Below are 19,413 nucleotides of genomic sequence, written 5' to 3' on the forward strand. Positions count from 1 at the left end.
GCCGCCGCGTGCGGCGCGCGCCGCACGCGGCGTCCAGCGGTGATGCCACCGCTAGACTGGCGGCGTGAACTTGCTGCGCGGCGCGCTGGGCGTCGGAGAGGACCAGGCGCTGGAGGTCGCAACCGCGCACGCGATGCTGCGCCGCGTCAGCGATGGCGAAACGGGGCCCGCGTTGCGGGTGTACCGCCCGGAGGCCCGGGTGGTCGCGTTCGGGCGCCGGGACAGCTTGTTGTCCGGCTTCCCCGATGCGGTCGCCGCGGTGCGCGACGCCGGTTTCACCCCGGTGCTGCGCGCGCCCGGCGGTCGTGCCGTGGCCTACACCGAGCGTTCGCTGGTCGTCGACCACGCCGCCCCGGACGTCGAAGGGCTGGCGGCGATGGATCAGCGCTTCGTGGGTTACGCCGAGCTGTGGTCCGGGGTGCTGGCCCGCCACGGGGTCGACGCCCGGGTCGGCGCGGTGCCGGGGGAGTACTGCCCCGGCGCGCACAGCGTGAACGCTCGCGCGCGCGTGAAGCTCGTGGGCACGGCGCAGCGCATGATTCGGAAGGCGTGGTTGTTCAGCGCCGTGGCGATCTTCGACGACGCCGAGATCCTCCGCCCGCTGCTGGCCGAGGTCTACCGCGCTCTCGGGTTGCCGTTCGCCGGCGATTCGGTCGGTTCGGTGGCCGAGGAGGTTCCCGGCCTGACGTTCGACGCGTTCGAGCGCGATCTAGTCGACGCCTACGCCGGGCGCTTCGACCTGGTCCCCGCCGAGCTGCCCGAGGAGCTCCGCACCCGCGCCAAGGCCCTGGCCGACGATCACCGGGTCGACGCCTGAGCTGACCGCTGCGGCCTTCCGGGGCCGCCGGGGTGTGACGGGCATCGATGGTTTCCGGGCCCCTTGCGCCTGCGTGGACCCTACCCCCAGGGGGTAATACGATCCAGTGGGCGCGTTGCTTGCCCGGATACCCCATGGGGGTATATTTTCAAATGGTGTCGGCCCGTTGTCGGCGGGCCGCAGGGCTCGAGAAAGAGGTTCGGCGATGAGTGAGACGACCTACCAGGTGACCGGCATGACCTGCCAGCACTGCGTGGCCTCGGTGACCGAGGAGGTCGGCGAGATCGAGGGCGTGACCGAGGTGAAGGTGGACCTGCCCACCGGGGCGGTCACCGTCGTCGGTTACGCCGGGCGGGACCAGGTCCGGGCCGCGGTGCAGGAAGCCGGCTACGAGCTGGTCGCCTGAATCCCCCAGCGAGCTCGCCGCGCGCGATCACCCGCGGCGCGGCGGGCTCGCCCGATGAACGCGCACGAGGAAGGACCCGGGCATGAGCACTGCGCACGGCACGGAGCGGATCGCCGCAGCGCGGCCGATCGAGTTGGACATCACCGGCATGACCTGCGCTTCCTGCGCGAATCGGATCGAGCGCAAGCTCAACAAGGTCGGCGGTGTCTCGGCGAGCGTCAACTACGCCATGGCCAAGGCGCGGGTCAGCGCGCCGGATGACGTGGACCCGCAGCAGCTGGTCGAGGTCGTGGAGAAGGCGGGCTACGGCGCTGCGCTGCCCGCCGCGGAACCGGAGGAAGCCGCCGAGGAGCCCGCCGACGAGCTCAAGCGGCGACTGCTGGTGACCCTGGTGCTCACGGTGCCGGTCGTGGTGCTGGCGATGGTCCCGGTGCTGCAGTTCACCTACTGGCAGTGGATCTCGCTCGTGCTGGCCGCGCCGGTCGTGGTCTGGGGCGGCCTGCCGTTCCACCGCGCGGCGTGGACGAACCTGCGCCACGGGGCGGCCACCATGGACACCTTGGTGTCGATGGGCACCCTCGCGGCGTTCGTCTGGTCGCTGTACGCGCTGCTGCTCGGTGACGCGGGCATGCCCGGCATGACCCACTCGTTCTCGCTGATCGTCTCACGCGCGGAGGCCGCCGACTCGATCTACCTGGAGGTCGCGGCCGCGGTCACCGCCTTCATCCTGGCGGGCCGCTACTTCGAAGCCCGCGCCAAGCGGCGTGCGGGAGATGCGCTGCGCGCGCTGCTGGAACTGGGCGCCAAGGACGTGGCGGTGCTGCGCGACGGCCGCGAGGTCCGCGTCGGCACCGACGAACTCGTCGTCGGTGATCGTTTCGTGGTCCGGCCCGGCGAGAAGATCGCCACGGACGGCCTCGTCGAGGACGGCAGCTCCGCGGTGGACGCCAGCATGCTCACCGGCGAGTCCGTCCCGGTCGAGGTCGGGCCGGGCGAGTCCGTGGTCGGGGCGACCGTCAACGCGGGCGGTCGCCTGGTCGTGCGGGCGACGCAGGTGGGCTCGGGCACGCAGCTGGCGCAGATGGCGAGGCTGGTCGAGGAGGCGCAGGCCGGGAAGGCCCGGATCCAGCGGCTGGCCGACCGGGTGTCGGCGGTGTTCGTGCCGATCGTGATCGGCATCGCGCTGGTGTCCCTTGCGGGCTGGTTGCTGGCCGGGCAACCGGTGACCGCGGCGTTCACCGCGGCGGTCGCGGTGCTGATCATCGCTTGCCCGTGCGCGATGGGTCTGGCGACCCCGACGGCGCTGCTGGTCGGCACCGGGCGCGGTGCCCAGCTGGGCGTGCTGATCAAGGGTCCGCAGGCGTTGGAGTCGACGCGCAGGATCGACACCGTGGTGCTGGACAAGACCGGCACGGTCACCACCGGCCGGATGCAGCTGCTCGAGGTGCACACCGCCGATGGCGTGGAGCGGGCCGAGGCGCTGCGGGTGGCCGGAGCCGTGGAGGACGCCTCCGAGCACCCGATCGCTCGCGCGATCGCCGCGGGGGCCGAGCGGGAGATCGGCGAGCTGCCCGCGGTGTCGGGCTTCGGCAACCTCGAAGGGCTCGGGGTGCGCGGCACCGTCGACGGGCACGAGGTGCTCGCGGGCCGGGCCGCGCTGCTGGAGGAGCGCGAACTGGGACTGCCCGAGGGGCTCGGTGCGGCCAAGGCCGCCGCGGAGGCCGAGGGACGCACGGCGGTGGTGCTGGCCGTCGACGGCGCCGCGTGGGCGGTGCTCGTGGTGGCCGACACCGTCAAGGCGTCCTCGTCGCGAGCGATCGCGCAGCTGCGCGAGCTCGGGCTGACTCCGGTCCTGCTCACCGGGGACAACACCGCAGTGGCCCGCTCGGTGGCTGCCGAGGTGGGCATCGACGAGGTCGTCGCCGAGGTGCTGCCGAAGGACAAGGTCGATGTGATCACCCAGCTGCAGGGCCAGGGCAAGGCCGTGGCGATGGTCGGCGACGGGATCAACGACGCGGCCGCGCTGGCCCAGGCCGACCTGGGGATGGCGATGGGCACCGGCACCGATATCGCCATGGAGGCCGGTGATCTCACCCTGGTGCGCGGTGACCTGCGCGCGGTGGTCGACGCGATCCGGTTGTCCCGGCGGACGCTGGCCACGATCAAGGGGAACCTGTTCTGGGCGTTCGCCTACAACGTGGCGGCGCTGCCGCTGGCCGCCGCGGGCCTGCTCAACCCGATGATCGCCGGTGCGGCGATGGCCTGCAGCTCGTTGTTCGTGGTGGGAAACAGCCTGCGGTTGCGCGGTTTCCGCGCTGCGGCGCAGTAGCTCGCGCCTTCGAGGAATCGCCCCGGTCACGGCCGGGGCGATTTCTGCTGCCCGTCCTTCCCGAGTCCGGCGGGATGGGCGTACGGTGGCGATGAACGAACGAACAAAACGTTCATTGATTCACACCAGGAGGCGGGATGCCCGCGGCGTTCAGCGAGGAGGACAGGGAGCGGATCACCGAGCTGCTCCTGGAGCGCGGCCGTGAGCTGTTCACCACCCGAGGTCTGGGCAAAACATCCCTGGCCGAGCTCGTCGAGCCCGCCGGGATGGCCAAGACCAGCTTCTACGCCTTCTTCGACTCCAAGGAGGCGCTGTACCTGGAGCTGCTGATGCGGCAGGCGCCTGAGGTCACCCGCTCGTTCCGGGAAGCGCTCGCGGCGGCCGGAAGCGCCCGCGAAGGCGTCGAGAGCATCATCCGCGAGGGCGTGCGAACCGCCACCGGCGACCCGCTCTACCGCAGGCTGCTCAGCCACCCCGAGGAGCTCGCCGCGGTGACCCGCAAGGTCGGGCCGGAGGAGGCGGAACGGTCCCGGCCCTACGTCCTGGAACCGATGCTGGAGTTCATCCGGCGAGCCCAGGAGCGCGGGGACATGACCGATGCCGATCCGATGGTGATCGTCGGCGCGATCCAGGCGGTTTCCTACACGGTCGTGCACGCCGACGAACTCGGCCCGAACTACCCGCAGATCCTGGAGCTGCTGACCACCAGCATCGCCAAGGGCTTGACCACCGAGGAGTCGCGATGACCGACGTGATCGAGGTCGCCGGACTGGACTTCCGCTACTCCCGGGGCAAACCGCCCGCGGTGCGCGGGATGGAGTTCGCCGTCGGGAGCGGCGAGATCATGGGCTTCCTCGGCCCCAGCGGGGCGGGCAAGTCCACCACGCAGAAGATCCTCACCGGCCTGCTCGGCGGCTACCGCGGCGTGGCGGCGCTGTGGGGCAGGTCGCCGCGGCAGTGGGGCGACGAGCTCTACCAGCACATCGGTGTGTCCTTCGAACTGCCGAACCACTACCGCAAGCTCACCGCGCTGGAGAACCTGCGGTTCTTCGCCTCCCTGCACGATCGGCCGACCAGGAATCCGCTAGAGCTCCTGGAGGCCGTGGGATTGGCCGACGCCGGCGGCACGCGGGTGGGGGAATTCTCCAAGGGGATGCAGATGCGGCTGGGTTTCGTGCGCGCGCTGCTGCACGACCCCGGGTTGCTGTTCCTGGACGAACCGACCTCGGGGCTGGACCCGCGCAACGCGCGAGTGGTCAAGGACCTCGTGCTCGAGCACAAGGCCCGCGGCACCACGGTCTTCCTCAGCACCCACGACATGGCCACCGCCGACGAGCTCTGCGACCGGGTCGCGTTCGTCGTCGACGGGCACATCGCGGTGCTGGGCAGCCCCACCGAGCTCAAGATCGCCCGCAGCGAACGCCTGGTGCGCGCGGCCTACCGCGACGGGAACGGCCTGCGCGAGGTCGATTTCGACTTCGACGAGCTCGCCGATGACCCGGAGTTCCACCGGATGCTGCGCGAGGAGCGCGTGGAGACGCTGCACAGCCGGGAGGCCGACCTCGACGACGTGTTCCTGGAAACGACCGGACGGAGCCTGCGATGAGTCGACTGCCCGTCGCGCTGCGCATGGAAATGCTGCTGCAGCGGCGCTACAAGTTCCTGCACGCCGCGGCCTTCTCGGCCCTGCTGTGGATCGCGGTGCTGCTGCCAGTGCCGCCGGAGACCCGCGCGATCCTGGAGCCCTACATCGTCTTCGGCGACCTGGGCATCGTCGGGTTCTTCTTCATCGCGGCAGCGGTCTTCTTCGAGAAGGACGAGCGCACTCTCGGCGCGCTGGCCAACAGCCCACTGCGGTTCCGGGAGTACCTGGTGGCCAAGCTGATCACGCTCAGCGGGCTTTCCGTGCTGCTGTCGGTGCTGGTGGCCACCGCGACCCGCGGGCTGGACTACCACCTTCCGCTGCTCGTGCTCGGTTCGGCGCTGGGGGCGTTGCCGATGCTCGTCGCCGGGTTCTGCTCGGCGTTGCCGTTCGCCTCGGCCGGGGACTGGTTCCTGCTCGGGATGGTGCCGCTGACCGTGCTGATGGCCCCGGTGTTCCACTACGCGGGTGTGTTCGAGTGGCCGGTGTTCTACCTGCTGCCGACCCAGGGGCCGCTGCAACTCATCGGCGCGTCCTTCGGCCAGAACGGGATCAGCGGGCCGCAGCTGGCCTACGCCGTGGCCTATCCACTGCTGTTCTCGGCCGCGTGCCTGCCGCTCGCGCGGCGGATGTTCGTCCGCCACGCGCTGTCCGGTGCGGGGGTCGCGGCATGACGCGCGCGCTGGTGGGCAAGGATCTGCGCGGCCTGCTGCGCGAGCCGTTGCTGATCGGGCTGCTGATCGCCCCCGTGGCCTGGACCTTGATGGTCCGGCTGCCGTTGCCCGCGGTCTCGGTGATGGTGCGCGAGCGCTTCGGGCTCGAGCTCGGCGACTACCACGCGCTGATCCTCACCGGGTTCCTCGTGCTGACGGCTCCGGTGGTCACCGGCGGTCTCGCGGGGCTCATGGCCCTCGACGAGCGCGACGAGGGAACGCTGCAGGCGCTGCGGGTGAGTCCGCTGCCGATGTCGGTCTACGTGCGCTACCGCGCGGGCGCGGCGCTGGTGCTGACCACGGTCATCACGCTGCTGACCACGTGGGGCACCGGTTTGCTCCCGGCGGCGGCCGTGCCCGGCACGCTGCTGGTCGGCGTGCTCGGCGGGAGCTGCGCGCTGCTGGTGGCCTTGCTGCTGCTGGGCTTCGCGGGCAACAAGGTCGAGGGCGTCGCGATCATCCGCGCCCTCGGCCTGCTGCTGGCCGGCGTCCCGCTGGTGCCCTACTTCCTGGACCCGGCCTGGCAATGGCCGTTCGGGATCGTGCCCACCTACTGGCCGTCGAAGACGTTCTGGGTGGTCTTCGACGGTGGTACCTGGTGGCCGTACCTGGCCATCGGGCTGGCCTACAACGCGCTGCTGGTCTGGCCGCTCTACCGGCGCGTGCGAGGCCACCTCTAGGCATGTCCGGGAACTGCTCTGCTCGGTGCGCGGGCGGCGGAACCCGAGCGGCTCGGCGGAGCCGGTGGTGCGCGATGACGAGCGCGCCGGATGCGTAGCGAGTTCGGGGACTGCCATGGTGGCCTTCCTGCGCTACAACGAAGGCATGTCCAACATGGTTACGCTGCAACCGGGGCAGGTCGAATCCTCGGACAACGGTGAGCGCTTCGGTCGCTCGCAGGGCGGGCACCTGGTGCAGTTGCGCAGGCGCCGGTCCGAACGCGGATTCGTGGTCACCGTCGACGCCGATCCGCGGCCGGAGGTGCCCGCCGAACTGCTCACCCACGAGTGGGGTGCGGCCAACGCGGCCTTCGACCGGCTGATGCGCGAGTACTGACCCCTCGCGCGCGGTTTCGCCGCAGGAGCGTACGGGTACTCCGCTGAGGACCCGTAATCCGCGGTGAGAGGGGCGATCATGACTACTGCGCGCGACATCATGCACGCCGGTGCCGAATGCATCGGCGAGGACGAGTACCTGGACAAGGCCGCGCGGATGATGCGCGATCTGAACGTCGGTTCACTGCCCATCTGCGGTCGCGACGACCGGCTGCACGGCATCGTCACCGACCGCGACATCGTGCTGCGCTGCTGCGCCGAGAACCGTAACCCGGCCGAGGTGCCGGCATCCGAAATCGCCCAGGGGACACCGCACTGGGTGGACGCCCGCGCCGACGTCGGCGAAGTGCTCGAGACCATGGAGGGTCACCAGGTGCGTCGGGTACCGGTGATCTCCGAGCACCGGCTCGTCGGCATGATCAGCGAGGCCGACCTGGCCAGGGCGCTGACCGACGACCAGCTCGCGCACTTCGTCGAGAGCATCTACGCACGAGGCTAGCTGGATCCGGCGACCGCGCTCCCGGCCGCTTATCCTGCTCGGCAGGCGCAAGGATGACCGAGCGCGGGAGCTAGCAATGAGCACACGGGTGTTCGTGGTCGACGACCACGAGGTGATTCGACGCGGCGTCGCCGCGCTGATCGGAGCAGAGGACGACCTCGAACTGGTCGGCGAGGCGGGCACCATCGCCGAAACGCTGGCCCGGGTGCCCGGGCAGGAACCCGACGTAGCCGTGCTCGACGTGCGCCTGCCCGACGGCAACGGCGTCGAGCTGTGCCGCGAGCTGCGGTCTCGGATGCCGGAGCTGCGGTGCCTGATGCTGACCTCCTTCGACGACCACGAGGCGCTGATGGACGCGATTCTCGCCGGCGCCTCGGGGTTCGTGCTCAAGGGCGTGGTGGCCGAGGAACTGGTCGGGGCCATTCGCACGATCGGCGCGGGCCGGTCGCTGCTGAGCCAGCAGAAGACCCAGGCGATGCTGGACTGGCTGCGCCAGCAGCAGGAGCAGGCCGACCCGCTGCGAGAACTCACCGAGCGCGAGCGCGAGGTCTTCGAGCTCGTCGGCGAGGGCATGACCAACCGCGAGATCGCGGGGCGGATGTTCCTGGCGGAGAAGACGGTCAAGAACCACGTCTCGCAGGTGCTGGCCAAGCTCGCGATGCGGCACCGCAGCGAAGCCGCGGTGCTGGCCACCGAACTGCGCATGGATCGGGATTCGCGCAACCGCTGACCGAACTAGCCCGCGCGGCGGGAGGTCGTCATGTCGTCACAACCGCCGGAACGGGACGAGGCCGCCCAGGCGCTGGCCAGGCTCGTGCCCGCGTTGCGCGAGCTGCGCGATGGGAACTTCCGGCGGCGGCTGGTCGCTTCCGGGCCGGCCGCGGAGGCGGCCGAGGTCTTCAACGAGCTCGCCGAGCGAAACGGGCGCCTGCTCGCCGAGCTCGATCGCCTCGGCAGTGCCGTCGCGCGCGGGGAGTGGCAGGTCGAGCCGATCGACCTCGGTCCGGCGCACCAGGGCCGCTGGGGCGATGTCGCCGACGCGATCAACGACGTGGGTGCGGGAATCTCCGCTCAGCTGCGCGAGATCGCCGATGTCGCCAGGACGGTGGCCGCGGGAGATCTGAACCGGCAGATCACCGTCGAGGCCTATGGTGAGATGGGCGAGCTCAAGGACACCATCAACGGCATGGTCGACCGGTTGTCGGCCTTCGCGGGCGAGATCTCCCGGGTCTCCCGCGAGGTCGCCAGGGAGGGGCGGCTCGGCAGCCAGGCCGAGGTCCCGGGCGCCGAGGGCGTGTGGCGCGGGCTGGTGGACTCGGTGAACTACATGGCCGACAACCTCACCGTGCAGCTGCGCAGCATCGCTCAGGTCGCCACCGCGGTCGCGCGCGGCAACCTCACCCAGAAGATCGATGTGGACGCGCGCGGGGAGATCTTCGAGCTCAAGAGCACGATCAACACGATGGTCGACCAGCTCTCGGCGTTCGCCTCGGAGGTCACCCGCGTGGCCAGGGAGGTGGGCACCGAGGGCAAGCTGGGTGGTCAGGCTCGCGTGCACGGGGTCGCCGGAACCTGGCAGGACCTGACCGACAACGTGAACATCATGGCCGACAACCTCACCGGCCAGGTGCGCAACATCGCCGAGGTGACCAAGGCCGTGGCGCGCGGCGACCTGTCGAAGAAGATCGACGTGGACGCGCGCGGGGAGATCTTGGAGCTCAAGAGCACGATCAACACGATGGTCGACCAGCTCTCGGCGTTCGCCTCGGAGGTCACCCGAGTGGCCAAGGAGGTGGGCACCGAGGGCAAGCTGGGCGGTCAGGCCGAGGTGGCCGACGTCTCGGGCACCTGGCGGCGCCTGACCGAGAGCGTGAACAGCCTCGCGGGCAACCTCACCACGCAGGTCCGCGCGATCGCGCAGGTGGCCACCGCGGTCACCGATGGCGATCTGTCCCAGCAGATCACGGTGGACGCCTCCGGGGAGGTCGCCGAGCTCAAGGACAACGTCAACGCCATGATCGGCAACCTGCGGGAGACCACCAGGGCCAACCGGGACCAGGACTGGCTCAAGACCAATCTCGCCCGGCTGTCCGCGCTGATGAAGGGCCAGCGCGACCTGGTGGAGCTCGCGCAGCTGATCATGTCCGAGGTCGCGCCGCTGGTCTCGGCGCACGCCGGGGCGTTCTTCCTCGCGCGCACCACCGACGAGGGCAAGACCGTCCTCGAGCACGCCGCCGGCTACGGCCGCGTGGTCGACGAGCAGGAGCCGCTTCGATTCCGGCTGGGCGAATCACTGGTCGGCCAGGCGGCCGCGGACCGGCGCACCGTCGTCGTGCAGGAGGCTCCGCCGGATTACGTGCGCATCGGTTCCGGGCTCGGCTCGGCGTCCCCGAAGCAGCTGGTCCTCCTTCCGGTGCTGTTCGAGGGGGAGGTGCTCGGCGTCATCGAGCTGGCGACCATCGAGAGCTTCGGCCCGGTGCACCTGGACCTGCTCGAACGCCTCCGGGAGACCATCGGCATCGAGGCCAACACCATCATCGTCAACTCGCGCACCGAGGCGCTGCTGACCGAATCCCAGCACCTGACCAGCGAACTGCAGGCGCGTTCCGACCAGCTTCAGGAGCAGCGCAGCGAGTTGCAGCGCTCCAACGCCGAACTCGAGGACAAGGCCGCGCTGCTGGCCAGCCGCAATCGCGACATCGAGAACAAGAACCTCGAGATCGAACAGGCCCGCCAGGAGCTCGAGGACCGGGCCCGCCAGCTCTCGCTGGCGTCGGCCTACAAGTCCGAGTTCCTCGCGAACATGTCGCACGAACTGCGCACGCCGCTGAACAGCATCCTGATCCTCGCCAAGCTGCTGGCCGACAACATGGGAGGCAACCTCACCGAGGAGCAGGCCGATCTCGCCAGGACCGTCCACCAGGCGGGCAGCGACCTGCTGCAGCTGATCAACGATGTCCTCGATCTGTCCAAGGTGGAGGCAGGTCAGATGCGGCTGCTGTCCGAGGAGGTCGAAGTCGGCGAGCTGGCGGGCCAGCTCGAGCAGCTCTACCGGCCGCAGGCCGCGGACAAGGGGCTCGAGTTCAACGTGGTGGTCTCGGCGTCGCTGCCGCCGAGCCTGCGCACCGATCGCAACCGGCTGGAGCAGGTGCTGCGCAACCTGCTGTCCAACGCGATCAAGTTCACCGACACCGGCGTCGTCGAACTGCGCATCCGGCCCGCGCAGCCCACCGAGGTCCAGCTGCCCGAGCTCCGCGGAGCCCGGCAGCGAGTGGTGTTCACCGTTCGGGACACCGGCATCGGCATCGCGGCCGACAAGCTCGACCACATCTTCGAGGCCTTCCAGCAGGCCGACGGCACCACGGTCCGCAAGTACGGCGGCACCGGGTTGGGCCTGTCCATCAGCCGCGAGTTCAGCGAGCTGCTCGGCGGTGAGCTCCAGGTCCGCAGCGAGCCGGGCCAGGGCAGCAGCTTCAGCCTCTACCTGGCGAGCGAGCCGGGTCCATCCGGGGAAACCGAGGGCGAATCCGGCACCGGCTCGGGCGAGGTCGAACAGCCTCCGCTGCCGCGCGCGCCCACCGAGGCCGAAAGCAGCATGGACGTCGCCGTGGAGGGCATCGACCCCCCGCCGTCGGCCACTGAACCCAAGGCCCCGCCGGAGCGCCCGCGGCTGTCCGGCACCGCCCGGTTCAACGGGGAGAAGGTGCTGGTCGTCGACGACGACGAGCGCGGTCTGCGCGCGATGCGCACCCTGCTGGAGCAGCACGGCCTGCAGGTCGTGCACGCGGGCAACGCCGTCGACGGGCTGCAGGCGCTGCGCGAGCACGGCGACATCCTCGTCGTCCTGATGGACGTGATGATGCCGAGCCTGGACGGCAACGAAACCATCCGGCTCATCCGCGAGATGCCGCGCTACCGGGACCTCGCCATCATCGCCGTGACCGCCAAGGCGATGCAGATCGACCGGGAACGCAGCCTCGCCGCAGGAGCGACCGCTCACCTGACGAAACCCGTCGACGCGGACCGCCTGTTCGAGCTCCTCTCCGAGCACCTGCCTGCCGGCCTGGCCACCGAGGGCTGACGCGACTGCGGCCGAGTGCGCGTTGTGCACTTTCACGAACCGAGTATTGCGTGATTCGCGCAGACGTCACTATCGTGCTACCAGACCCGACGGAGGGTGGTTCGTCGGGTGGCCCGGCGAACAGAAGAGCAGGTGATCATGGGATCGCGAGTCCTGGTCGTGGCTGACGACCTCAGCGGTGCCGGTGATTCCGGAGTTCCGTTTGCGTTGCGCGAAATGCGCACCTTGTTGGCTCTGGACGACACCGGAGACGCCGAGGTGTTCGTCGCCGACACCGACAGCCGGCATCTCGAATCCGACCTGGCCGCCAAGCGCGTTCAGGAAGCGCTGCACGGGCACGCCGCAGGTCGTGTGCTGTTCAAGAAGCTCGATTCGACGTTGCGCGGCAACGTCGCGGCCGAACTCCGCGCGGTCCTGGAATGCGCGCCGAGCGCCGGGGTGCTGCTGTGCCCGGCCTCGCCGGCGACCGGCCGCACCGTGCTCGGCGGCGTCGTGCACATCGACGGAATTCCGTTGCACCACACCGATTCCTGGGCGCTGGAGAACGATCCCGCACCGGAGGACATCGCCTCCGCGCTGGACGGGCTGCGGGTGCGCCACGTCGCCCTGGCCTCGGTGCGCGGCAAGCCCGCGCAACTGCGCGCACGCGTGGCCGAGCTGCTGGGCGAGGCCGATGTCGTGGTCTGCGACGCGGTTTCGGAGGCAGATCTGCGGGCCGTGGTCGCGGCGGGTTCGTCGGCCCCGACGCAGCCGGTCTGGGCGGGATCGGCGGGATTGGCCGACGCCCTCGCCGAAGAGCTGCGCCCCGGTGGCGACATCGAACCGCCGCCGCCGATCGACGGCCCGGCGCTGGCCGTGGTCGGCAGCGCCCACCACGCCTCCCGCGAACAGGCGGACTACCTCGCCGAGCACTTCGCGCACACTCGCAGACTGGACGCGCGCGACCTGGTCGACGCCGATGCCGCCGCGCTGGCCCGGCTCGCCGAGTCGCTGGGGGAGGATCTGGCCACCGGCGACGTCCTGGTCACAGTGGACGGTCCGGTCGATGCGAGCCTTGCTCGCGGGCTGAACTCCGCGCTGGGCGAGGTCTGCGCCCCGGCAGCCGAGCGCGCCGGGTTGCTGGTGCTCACCGGCGGCGAGACGGCACGGGCGGTGCTGAGCCGCCGCGGCGTGAGCGGCCTGCGGCTGCTCAACGAGCTCGAACCCGGAGTGGTGCTCTCCCGGACGGTGGAGCCCCAGCCCGGCTACATCATCACCAAGGCGGGCGGTTTCGGGACGCCGGATTCGCTGCACCGCGCCGTGAACGCGGTGCGGGGAAAGGTGCTCGCCGCATGAGCCTTCCGACCATTGCCGTCACCATGGGCGATGCCGCAGGCGTCGGCCCGGAGATCGTCGTCCGGGCGCTGTCCTCGCCGGAGCTGGGCGGGCTCGCCCGTTGCGTCGTGATCGGCGATGCGGGCCGGCTGACCCGTGCCGCGGAGCTCTGCGGTGTCGACGCGCGGATCAAACCCGTCGCCGACCCCGCGGAGGCCACCGGCCAGCCGGACGTCATCGAGGTGCTGGATCTGGATGTCGTGCCCGGGGACCTCCCGTTCGGGCAGCTGTCCGAAGCCGCCGGTGAGGGCGCCTACCAGTACGTGGCCAAGGCCGCCGAGCTGGCGATGGCCGGTCGCGTGCAGGCGATCTGCACCGCGCCGCTGAACAAGGCGGCGCTGCACGCCGCCGGGCACCGCTACCCGGGTCACACCGAGCTGCTGGCCGAGCTGTGCGGTGTGCCCGAGGTGTCGATGATGCTCTCCACCGGGCAGGTGCGGGTGATCCACGTGACCACTCACGTCGGTCTGCTCGACGCGGTCGAGCGGATCGAACCCGGGCTGGTGGAGCGAACCGTGCGCCGCGGTCACCGCACTCTGGTCGACTCCGGTGTCGCCGCGCCGAGAATCGCGGTGTGCGGCATCAACCCGCACGCCGGGGAGAACGGGCTGTTCGGGCGCGGCGAGGAGGAGGACAAGATCGAGCCCGCTCTCGCGGAGTGCCGTGCCGACGGCATCGACGCGCAGGGGCCGCTGCCCGCCGACACGGTGTTCTTCCGCGCAGGTCGCGGTGATTTCGACCTGGTGGTGGCGATGTATCACGACCAGGGGCACGGGCCGGTGAAGATCCTCGGCCTGGAGGCCGGGGTGAACATCACCGTCGGACTGCCGGTCATCCGCACCTCGGTCGATCACGGAACGGCCTTCGACATCGCGGGTACGGGCGCTGCCGACGCGGGAAGCATGCTGGAGGCGCTGCGGCAGGCCGCGACCCTGGCCACCCGGCCCTGAAATCGCGCCCGGTTCTGGGAGGATCGCGGCGTGGGCACCGATTTCGGACACCGGATGACCGCGGGCAAACGGCGCGCGCTCATCGAGCGCCTGGTCACCGAGCAGGGCGCGGTGCAGGTCGAGGAGCTGGCCGACGCCCTGTCGGTCACGTCCTCGACGATCCGCCGCGACCTGTCGCTGCTGACCGAGCAGGGCAAGCTCGCCCGCACCTACGGCGGCGCGATGCCCGCCACGACCGGAGAGCCCTCGCTGGGCCAGCGAACCGCGCTGGCCAATGCCGAGAAGGACCGCATCGCGCGCTGGGCCGCGAAGCAGATCGCGCCCGGTGACACGGTGCTGCTCGATGCGGGAACGACGACCGGGCGGTTGGCGCACCACCTGCGCGAGCACTCCGGGCTCACCGTGGTGACCAACGGCATCTCCGTGCTCACCGAACTGGTCGATGCCGACGCGGTGCAGGTGATCGGTCTCGGTGGGGAGATGCGGCACATCAGCCAGGGCTTCGTCGGCCCGCTGGCCGAGCTGACGTTGTCGCGGATCTCTGCCGACAAGGTCTTCGTCGGCGCCGACGGTCTCGATGCCCGGCTGGGCATCTGCGAGGCCAGCCTGCTGCAGACCCGGCTCAAGGAGCAGATGATCGCGCGGGCTCGCGAGGTCTACGTGCTGGCCGATCGCAGCAAGCTCGGCGCGGCCCCGTTCAACGCCTGGGCGCCGTTACCTGCGACGTGGACCCTGGTCACCGACGATGAGGCACCCCCGGCGGCCCTAGCGCCCTTCCAAAGCCTCGCAGGCGCCGAACTCGTCACGGTCTGAAGCCTCTCGCGCCCCTGCGAGCCCGCAGCGGACGTGACAGTTTTACCTAAAACTGTGCGGGCATTTCGGGCGCCAGGGCGCACAGTTTTAGGCAAAACTGTCACGACTGAGCCCCATGTCCGGGTGATACCGTTCGGTCGGCTAATGGATCGTGGTTCGGGAGGTAGTCGGGTGAGGCGATGAACGGCCGGATCGCGCTCTACGTCGGCGGTCTGCTCGGCCCCTTCGGCGGTGGTGTCGTCGCGGCCATGCTGCCCGAGCTCGGTGGGACGTACGGCATCTCGCCAGGGCTGGCGGCCAGTTCGATGACCGCCTACCTGCTGCCGTTCGCGGCGATCATGCTCGTGTCCGGGAACCTGGGCGAGCGGTGGGGCACCGGTCGCACCATCCGCTGGGCGTACCTGGCCTACGGGGTGGCCGCGCTGCTCGGGGCGATCGCGCCGAGCTTCTGGCTGTTCCAGGGCGCCCGAGCGCTGCAGGGCGCGGCCAACGCCTTCACCACGCCGCTGCTGCTGGCCAAGGTCGCCGAAGGCACGCCCAAGCACCGCCTCGGGCGTGCGCTGGGAACCATGGGATCGATGCAGGCGATCGGGCAGACCTCGGCACCGCTGGTGGGTGGCCTGGCCGCCGAAAGCGCCTGGCAGCTGGCGTTCGTCGGCCTGGCCGTGGTCTCCGCCGGGCTGGCGCTGAACCCGCTGCCACCGGATCCGGCCGGGACCGCGCGGAGTCCCTCGACGCTGCGCGACGCGTGGCATCCGGTGGTCGTGCTGGCCGGAGCGGTCTGCGCGGTGGCCTGGATGTGCTCGGCCGGACTTCCGTTCCTGGTGTCGTTGCGCCTCGACGACGCCTTCGCGCTCTCCTCCGGCGCGCGCGGGCTCGTGCTGACCGGGTACGGCATCGCAGGTGTCCTGGCCGCCCGGCTGACCGGCGGTGCGGTGGACCGGTTCGGGGAACGCGCCGTGGTCATCACCGGGCTGTTGATGGCCGCGCTGGTGGTCGGTTCGGTCGGCGTGCTGACCTACCTGCCGCTGGTGGTGGCCGTCTGGGCGCTGGCCGGTGCGTGCGGACAGCTGATCCTGGTCGGGATCAACTCCACCGTCCTCGGCCGGGCCAGGGGCGGTGGTGGCGCGATCTCGGTGGTCACCGCGTGGCGCTTTCTCGGCATGGCCGCCGCCCCGGCGGCCTTCACCGCGCTGTATCGGTACGACGCCGCGCTCGGATTCGGTTTGCCGGCGCTGCTGATGGTGCTGACCATTCCCGTTGTTGCCGTTTTCTGGCCTGCGGCGAAACGGGAACGATGACCTCTGCAGGGTGTGTCGTCGAAGGTCGAGGCAGTCATCACGGGTTGATGAGAACGCAGTTCCAGCGAAATTCGTCGCGCACGGTTCATCGCGTCACCAGAATTGATTCACCAACTGGTGATCGGATTTGTGGCACCCTCCGACTCGTCCGCGAGAGCGAGAGGACGAGTCCATGCGCATTACCCGACGGAAACCCCTGGCACTGTTATGCGGAGCCGTGCTCGTGGCGGTGCCGACGACGGCCGCGGCGGCGGCACCGGCCCAGACGGCCGCGCCGGCCAGCGCTGCGGACTACTACCAGGACGCGGTCGGCAAGACCGGCCCGGAGCTGGAAGCCGCGCTGCACGGCATCATCAGCAGCGACGTCACGACGCTGAGCTATTCGGACGTCTGGGACGCGCTGCAGGTCACCGACGAGGACCCGAACAACAGCGGCAACGTCGTGCTGCTGTACTCCGGCCGGTCGCAGAGCAAGGCCGAACACGGCGGCGACGCGGACGAGTGGAACCGCGAGCACGTCTGGGCCAAGTCCCACGGCGACTTCGACACCGTGCCGGGCCCGGGCACCGACGTGCACCACCTGCGGCCCACCGACGTCACGGTCAACTCCGACCGCGGCAACAAGGACTTCGACGCGGGAGGGGCCGAGTCCGAGGAGGCACCGGGCAACTTCACCGATGACGACTCCTGGGAACCCCGCGACGAGGTCAAGGGCGATGTGGCCCGCATGATCTTCTACATGTCGGTGCGCTACGAGGGCGATGACGGGTTCGCCGACCTGGAGGTCAACGACCAGGTCGACAACGGCAGCGCCCCGAACATCGGCAAGGTCTCGGTGCTGAAGCAGTGGCACGAGCAGGACCCGCCGGACGCCTTCGAGCAGCGCCGCAACGAGGTCATCTACACCGACTTCCAGCACAACCGGAACCCGTTCATCGACCACCCGGAGTGGGTCGGCGAGATCTGGTGACCGGTAGCGCGACCGCAGGCCGGGTCGTCAGCCGACCACGCCGTCGGCGGCCAGACCCGCGTAGACGGCTTCGCTGACGGTCTGCAGCGACGACATCGGCCGGATCATCACGGTGAAGGTGGTGATCCGGTCGTTCTCGTCCAGGTGCAGCAGGTCGATGCCCTCGACCTGCTTGCCGTTGACCACCGTGCGGAAGTGCAGCACGTGAGCACCGGTCTCAGTCCCGTCGGGGGCCTCGCCGCGGCCGGGGAAGTCGCCGACGTAGCGGAAGTCCTCGAACGTGCGCTGCAGGACGCGGAACAGCGCCCGGACCGTGTCGATGCCCTCGAACGGCTTGAACTTCACCGGGCTGTAGAAGCGGATGTCCTCGGCGAACAACTCCACCGCGGCGTCGAAATCGCCCGCGTCGATGGCCGTCCGGAAGCGTGCTGCGGCGTTCACGATGCCTCTCCTCCGTCGTTCTCGAGCGCTTTGATCGACTCGTCGCACCACGACAGGAACGCCTCCTCGACGCGCATCCCGCCGAGCAGCACCAGGTACTGGTGCAGTTCCCTCCCGGTCAGCCGGGCGGGAACGGGGAAATCGCGCTGCTCGAGGGTGCGGTAGAGCTCCAGCCGTTCGGCGTGCATGTCGCGATGCCTGGTCATCTCGGCGATGACCTCGGCCGTGTTGCCGAAGGAGGCGCCGCGCAGCTTGACCGACAGGTCGTTGCGAGTCGTCGAGGAGGGCGTGGCCGGCTCGCCGATCCACCGGGCCAGCTCGGCGGCGCCGTCCTCGCTGACCCGGTAGACCTTCTTGTCCGGCCGCTTGTCCTGCGCGACCTCGTCGCAGTCGATCCAGCCCGCGTCGACCATCCGCTTGAGGCTGCGGTAGATCTGCTGATGGCTGGCCGCCCAGAAGTACCCGATGGACTTGTCGAAGCGCCGGGCCAGCTCGTAACCCGAGCCGGCTCGTTCGCGCAGCGACACCAGGATCGCGTACTCCAGGGACACCTTCCGGGCCTCCTTCTCGCGGCTCAGCTCGTGATCGTCCGCGCCAGCCGGTCGCCGATGAGCTCGCGCGCCTGCCCGGTGATCCGGGTGACCAGCTCGTCGACGGTCGGCACGTCGTCGATCAGGCCCTGGACCATACCCGCGCTCCAGATGCCCAGTTCGGTGTTGCCCCGCTCGTAGACCTCGCGGCCGCGCGCACCGGCGACCAGCTCGCGCACGTCCTCGAAACCGGCGCCCGCGTCGAGCTTCTCGACCACTTCGCGGCTGACCGAGTTGCTGGCCACGCGGGCGGTGTTGCGCAGCGGGCGGAAGATCAGCTCGGTGTCGCGCTCACCGGCCCGGGTGATGTGCTGCTTGACCTCGTCGTGAATCGGCGACTCGGCGGTGCACATGAAGCGGGTGCCCATGTTCACGCCGTCGGCGCCGAGCGCGAGCGCGGCGACCAGCCCGCGCGCATCGGCGAAGCCGCCGGAGGCGATGATCGGGATGCTCAGCTCGTCGGCGGCCCGGGGGATGAGCACCAGTCCCGGGATGTCGTCCTCGCCGGGGTGCCCGGCGCACTCGAAGCCGTCGATGCTGACGGCGTCCACGCCCAGCTGCTGCGCCTTGAGCGCGTGCCGGACGCTGGTGCACTTGTGGATGACCTTGACGCCCGCGGGCTGGAACGCGGCCAGCTGCTCGGCGGGGTTCGATCCGGCGGTCTCCACGATCCCGACGCCGGACTCGATGATCGCCTGCCGGTACTCGGCGTAGGGCGGGGGAGTGATCGTCGGCAGGATCGTCAGGTTCACGCCGAACGGCTTGTCGGTGCGGTCGCGGCACCGCTCGATCTCCTTGACCAGGTCCTCCGGAGTGGGCTGGGTCAACGCGGTGAGCATGCCCAGCGCACCGGCGTTGGCCACGGCGGCCACCAGCTCGGCGCGCCCGACCCATTGCATCCCGCCCTGCACGATCGGGTGCTCGACGCCGAACTCCTCGGTGAACCTGGTCCGAAGCACGATGCTCACTACCTTCCTCGCTCCTGCGCGGTGCTCGCCGACGCGAACCGGCGCCGGCGAGGCGGACGCTACTATGCACCTGGTTGCAATGCAACGTGTTGCATATCGTTCCCGTCGCTCACCCGCGCTGCGACGCGGGCCGGTCGGCCGGTCGGCGCGAGGCCTTCCACGAGCGCGCATCGTGCTGGACAGCTGGGACGGACCCGGCTCCTCGATCGGGAAGTGCCCGCGGCCCCCAGCGCAGCATCACCGGCCGGGTCGGTGCGGCCACGCGGCCGGGGCAGCGGATGCTGTTGGCTGGCGGCGTCCACTCGTCCGCGGCCGGATGCACCGGGGTGCGCGGAACCGCGTCGGCGCAGGACGCGGATTCTCCTGCCGCGCCAGCTCCACCAGGTCGAGCGCGGTGCGGTCACCGCCGCCCGATACCGCCCCGCCGGCAGGAATCGCGTAGTCCTCGATGTCCACCGCCGAGC

At 70.3% G+C, this 19,413-nt stretch carries 18 protein-coding genes and 1 pseudogene; 16 read left to right on the top strand and 3 right to left on the bottom strand.

What is annotated here, in order from left to right:
- Positions 1 to 64 precede the first annotated feature (64 nt).
- The 16 genes and pseudogenes from ABD289_RS15720 (at position 65) to ABD289_RS15795 (ending at position 16,950) form a co-directional block, all read left to right on the top strand.
- On the top strand, positions 65 to 817 hold the full coding sequence (locus ABD289_RS15720) for a lipoate--protein ligase family protein (RefSeq protein ID WP_344132489.1): 753 nt from the start codon (positions 65 to 67) through the stop codon (positions 815 to 817).
- Positions 818 to 1,022: 205 nt separating this feature from the next.
- Positions 1,023 to 1,223 (top strand): heavy-metal-associated domain-containing protein, encoded by a 201-nt coding sequence (locus ABD289_RS15725; protein ID WP_344132492.1) that lies wholly within the window; start codon positions 1,023 to 1,025, stop codon positions 1,221 to 1,223.
- 82 nt (positions 1,224 to 1,305) lie between these two features.
- Positions 1,306 to 3,552 carry a heavy metal translocating P-type ATPase gene (locus ABD289_RS15730; protein ID WP_344132495.1) on the top strand — a complete coding sequence of 749 codons (2,247 nt, stop codon included), beginning with the start codon at positions 1,306 to 1,308 and terminating at the stop codon, positions 3,550 to 3,552.
- 137 nt (positions 3,553 to 3,689) lie between these two features.
- Positions 3,690 to 4,298: a TetR/AcrR family transcriptional regulator gene (locus ABD289_RS15735; protein ID WP_344132498.1), complete on the top strand. Its 609-nt coding sequence runs from the start codon at positions 3,690 to 3,692 to the stop codon at positions 4,296 to 4,298.
- The gene (locus tag ABD289_RS15740) at positions 4,295 to 5,158 is read left to right on the top strand and encodes an ABC transporter ATP-binding protein (RefSeq protein ID WP_344132501.1); all 864 of its coding nucleotides are present in this window, start codon (positions 4,295 to 4,297) and stop codon (positions 5,156 to 5,158) included. The genes ABD289_RS15735 and ABD289_RS15740 overlap by 4 nt, the downstream gene beginning before the upstream one ends.
- Positions 5,155 to 5,868 (top strand): fluoroquinolone export ABC transporter permease subunit, encoded by a 714-nt coding sequence (locus tag ABD289_RS15745; protein WP_344132504.1) that lies wholly within the window; start codon positions 5,155 to 5,157, stop codon positions 5,866 to 5,868. The genes ABD289_RS15740 and ABD289_RS15745 overlap by 4 nt, the downstream gene beginning before the upstream one ends.
- The gene (locus ABD289_RS15750) at positions 5,865 to 6,587 is read left to right on the top strand and encodes an ABC transporter permease (RefSeq protein WP_344132507.1); all 723 of its coding nucleotides are present in this window, start codon (positions 5,865 to 5,867) and stop codon (positions 6,585 to 6,587) included. The genes ABD289_RS15745 and ABD289_RS15750 overlap by 4 nt, the downstream gene beginning before the upstream one ends.
- 145 nt (positions 6,588 to 6,732) lie before the next feature.
- Positions 6,733 to 6,963, top strand: a complete 231-nt coding sequence (locus tag ABD289_RS15755; RefSeq protein ID WP_344132510.1) for a hypothetical protein — start codon at positions 6,733 to 6,735, stop codon at positions 6,961 to 6,963.
- 78 nt (positions 6,964 to 7,041) lie between these two features.
- On the top strand, positions 7,042 to 7,461 hold the full coding sequence (locus ABD289_RS15760; protein ID WP_344132513.1) for a CBS domain-containing protein: 420 nt from the start codon (positions 7,042 to 7,044) through the stop codon (positions 7,459 to 7,461).
- 76 nt (positions 7,462 to 7,537) lie between these two features.
- Entirely contained in the window at positions 7,538 to 8,191 is a 654-nt protein-coding gene (locus tag ABD289_RS15765) for a response regulator (protein WP_344132516.1), read from the top strand.
- 273 nt (positions 8,192 to 8,464) lie between these two features.
- Positions 8,465 to 11,542 (top strand): annotated as a pseudogene (locus ABD289_RS15770) (HAMP domain-containing protein); the annotation flags it as partial.
- A gap of 138 nt (positions 11,543 to 11,680) precedes the next feature.
- Positions 11,681 to 12,877, top strand: coding sequence for a four-carbon acid sugar kinase family protein (locus ABD289_RS15775; RefSeq protein ID WP_344132522.1), 1,197 nt, complete (start codon positions 11,681 to 11,683; stop codon positions 12,875 to 12,877).
- Positions 12,874 to 13,866 carry a 4-hydroxythreonine-4-phosphate dehydrogenase PdxA gene (gene pdxA / locus ABD289_RS15780; protein WP_344132525.1) on the top strand — a complete coding sequence of 331 codons (993 nt, stop codon included), beginning with the start codon at positions 12,874 to 12,876 and terminating at the stop codon, positions 13,864 to 13,866. Before ABD289_RS15775 ends, pdxA begins: the two co-directional genes overlap by 4 nt.
- Before the next feature lie 30 nt (positions 13,867 to 13,896).
- The gene (locus ABD289_RS15785; protein WP_344132528.1) at positions 13,897 to 14,679 is read left to right on the top strand and encodes a DeoR/GlpR family DNA-binding transcription regulator; all 783 of its coding nucleotides are present in this window, start codon (positions 13,897 to 13,899) and stop codon (positions 14,677 to 14,679) included.
- Positions 14,680 to 14,858: 179 nt separating this feature from the next.
- Positions 14,859 to 15,980 (top strand): MFS transporter, encoded by a 1,122-nt coding sequence (locus ABD289_RS15790; protein ID WP_344132531.1) that lies wholly within the window; start codon positions 14,859 to 14,861, stop codon positions 15,978 to 15,980.
- 172 nt (positions 15,981 to 16,152) lie between these two features.
- Positions 16,153 to 16,950: an endonuclease I family protein gene (locus ABD289_RS15795; RefSeq protein WP_344132534.1), complete on the top strand. Its 798-nt coding sequence runs from the start codon at positions 16,153 to 16,155 to the stop codon at positions 16,948 to 16,950.
- A gap of 27 nt (positions 16,951 to 16,977) precedes the next feature.
- Here the strand turns inward: ABD289_RS15795 and ABD289_RS15800 are convergent, their stop codons facing one another.
- Genes ABD289_RS15800 through ABD289_RS15810 form a run of 3 tightly spaced genes read right to left on the bottom strand, consistent with a single transcriptional unit; the run spans position 16,978 to position 18,940 of the window.
- Complete coding sequence (locus ABD289_RS15800; RefSeq protein ID WP_344132537.1) at positions 16,978 to 17,391, bottom strand: nuclear transport factor 2 family protein; 414 nt, start codon at positions 17,389 to 17,391, stop codon at positions 16,978 to 16,980.
- Entirely contained in the window at positions 17,388 to 17,942 is a 555-nt protein-coding gene (locus ABD289_RS15805; RefSeq protein WP_344132540.1) for a PadR family transcriptional regulator, read from the bottom strand. The genes ABD289_RS15800 and ABD289_RS15805 overlap by 4 nt, the downstream gene beginning before the upstream one ends.
- A gap of 23 nt (positions 17,943 to 17,965) precedes the next feature.
- Complete coding sequence (locus ABD289_RS15810) at positions 17,966 to 18,940, bottom strand: NAD(P)H-dependent flavin oxidoreductase (protein ID WP_344133624.1); 975 nt, start codon at positions 18,938 to 18,940, stop codon at positions 17,966 to 17,968.
- Between the last annotated feature and the right edge of the window lie 473 nt (positions 18,941 to 19,413).

Origin of the sequence: Saccharopolyspora halophila (assembly GCF_039531955.1) — a bacterium.
GTDB lineage: Bacteria > Actinomycetota > Actinomycetes > Mycobacteriales > Pseudonocardiaceae > Saccharopolyspora > Saccharopolyspora halophila.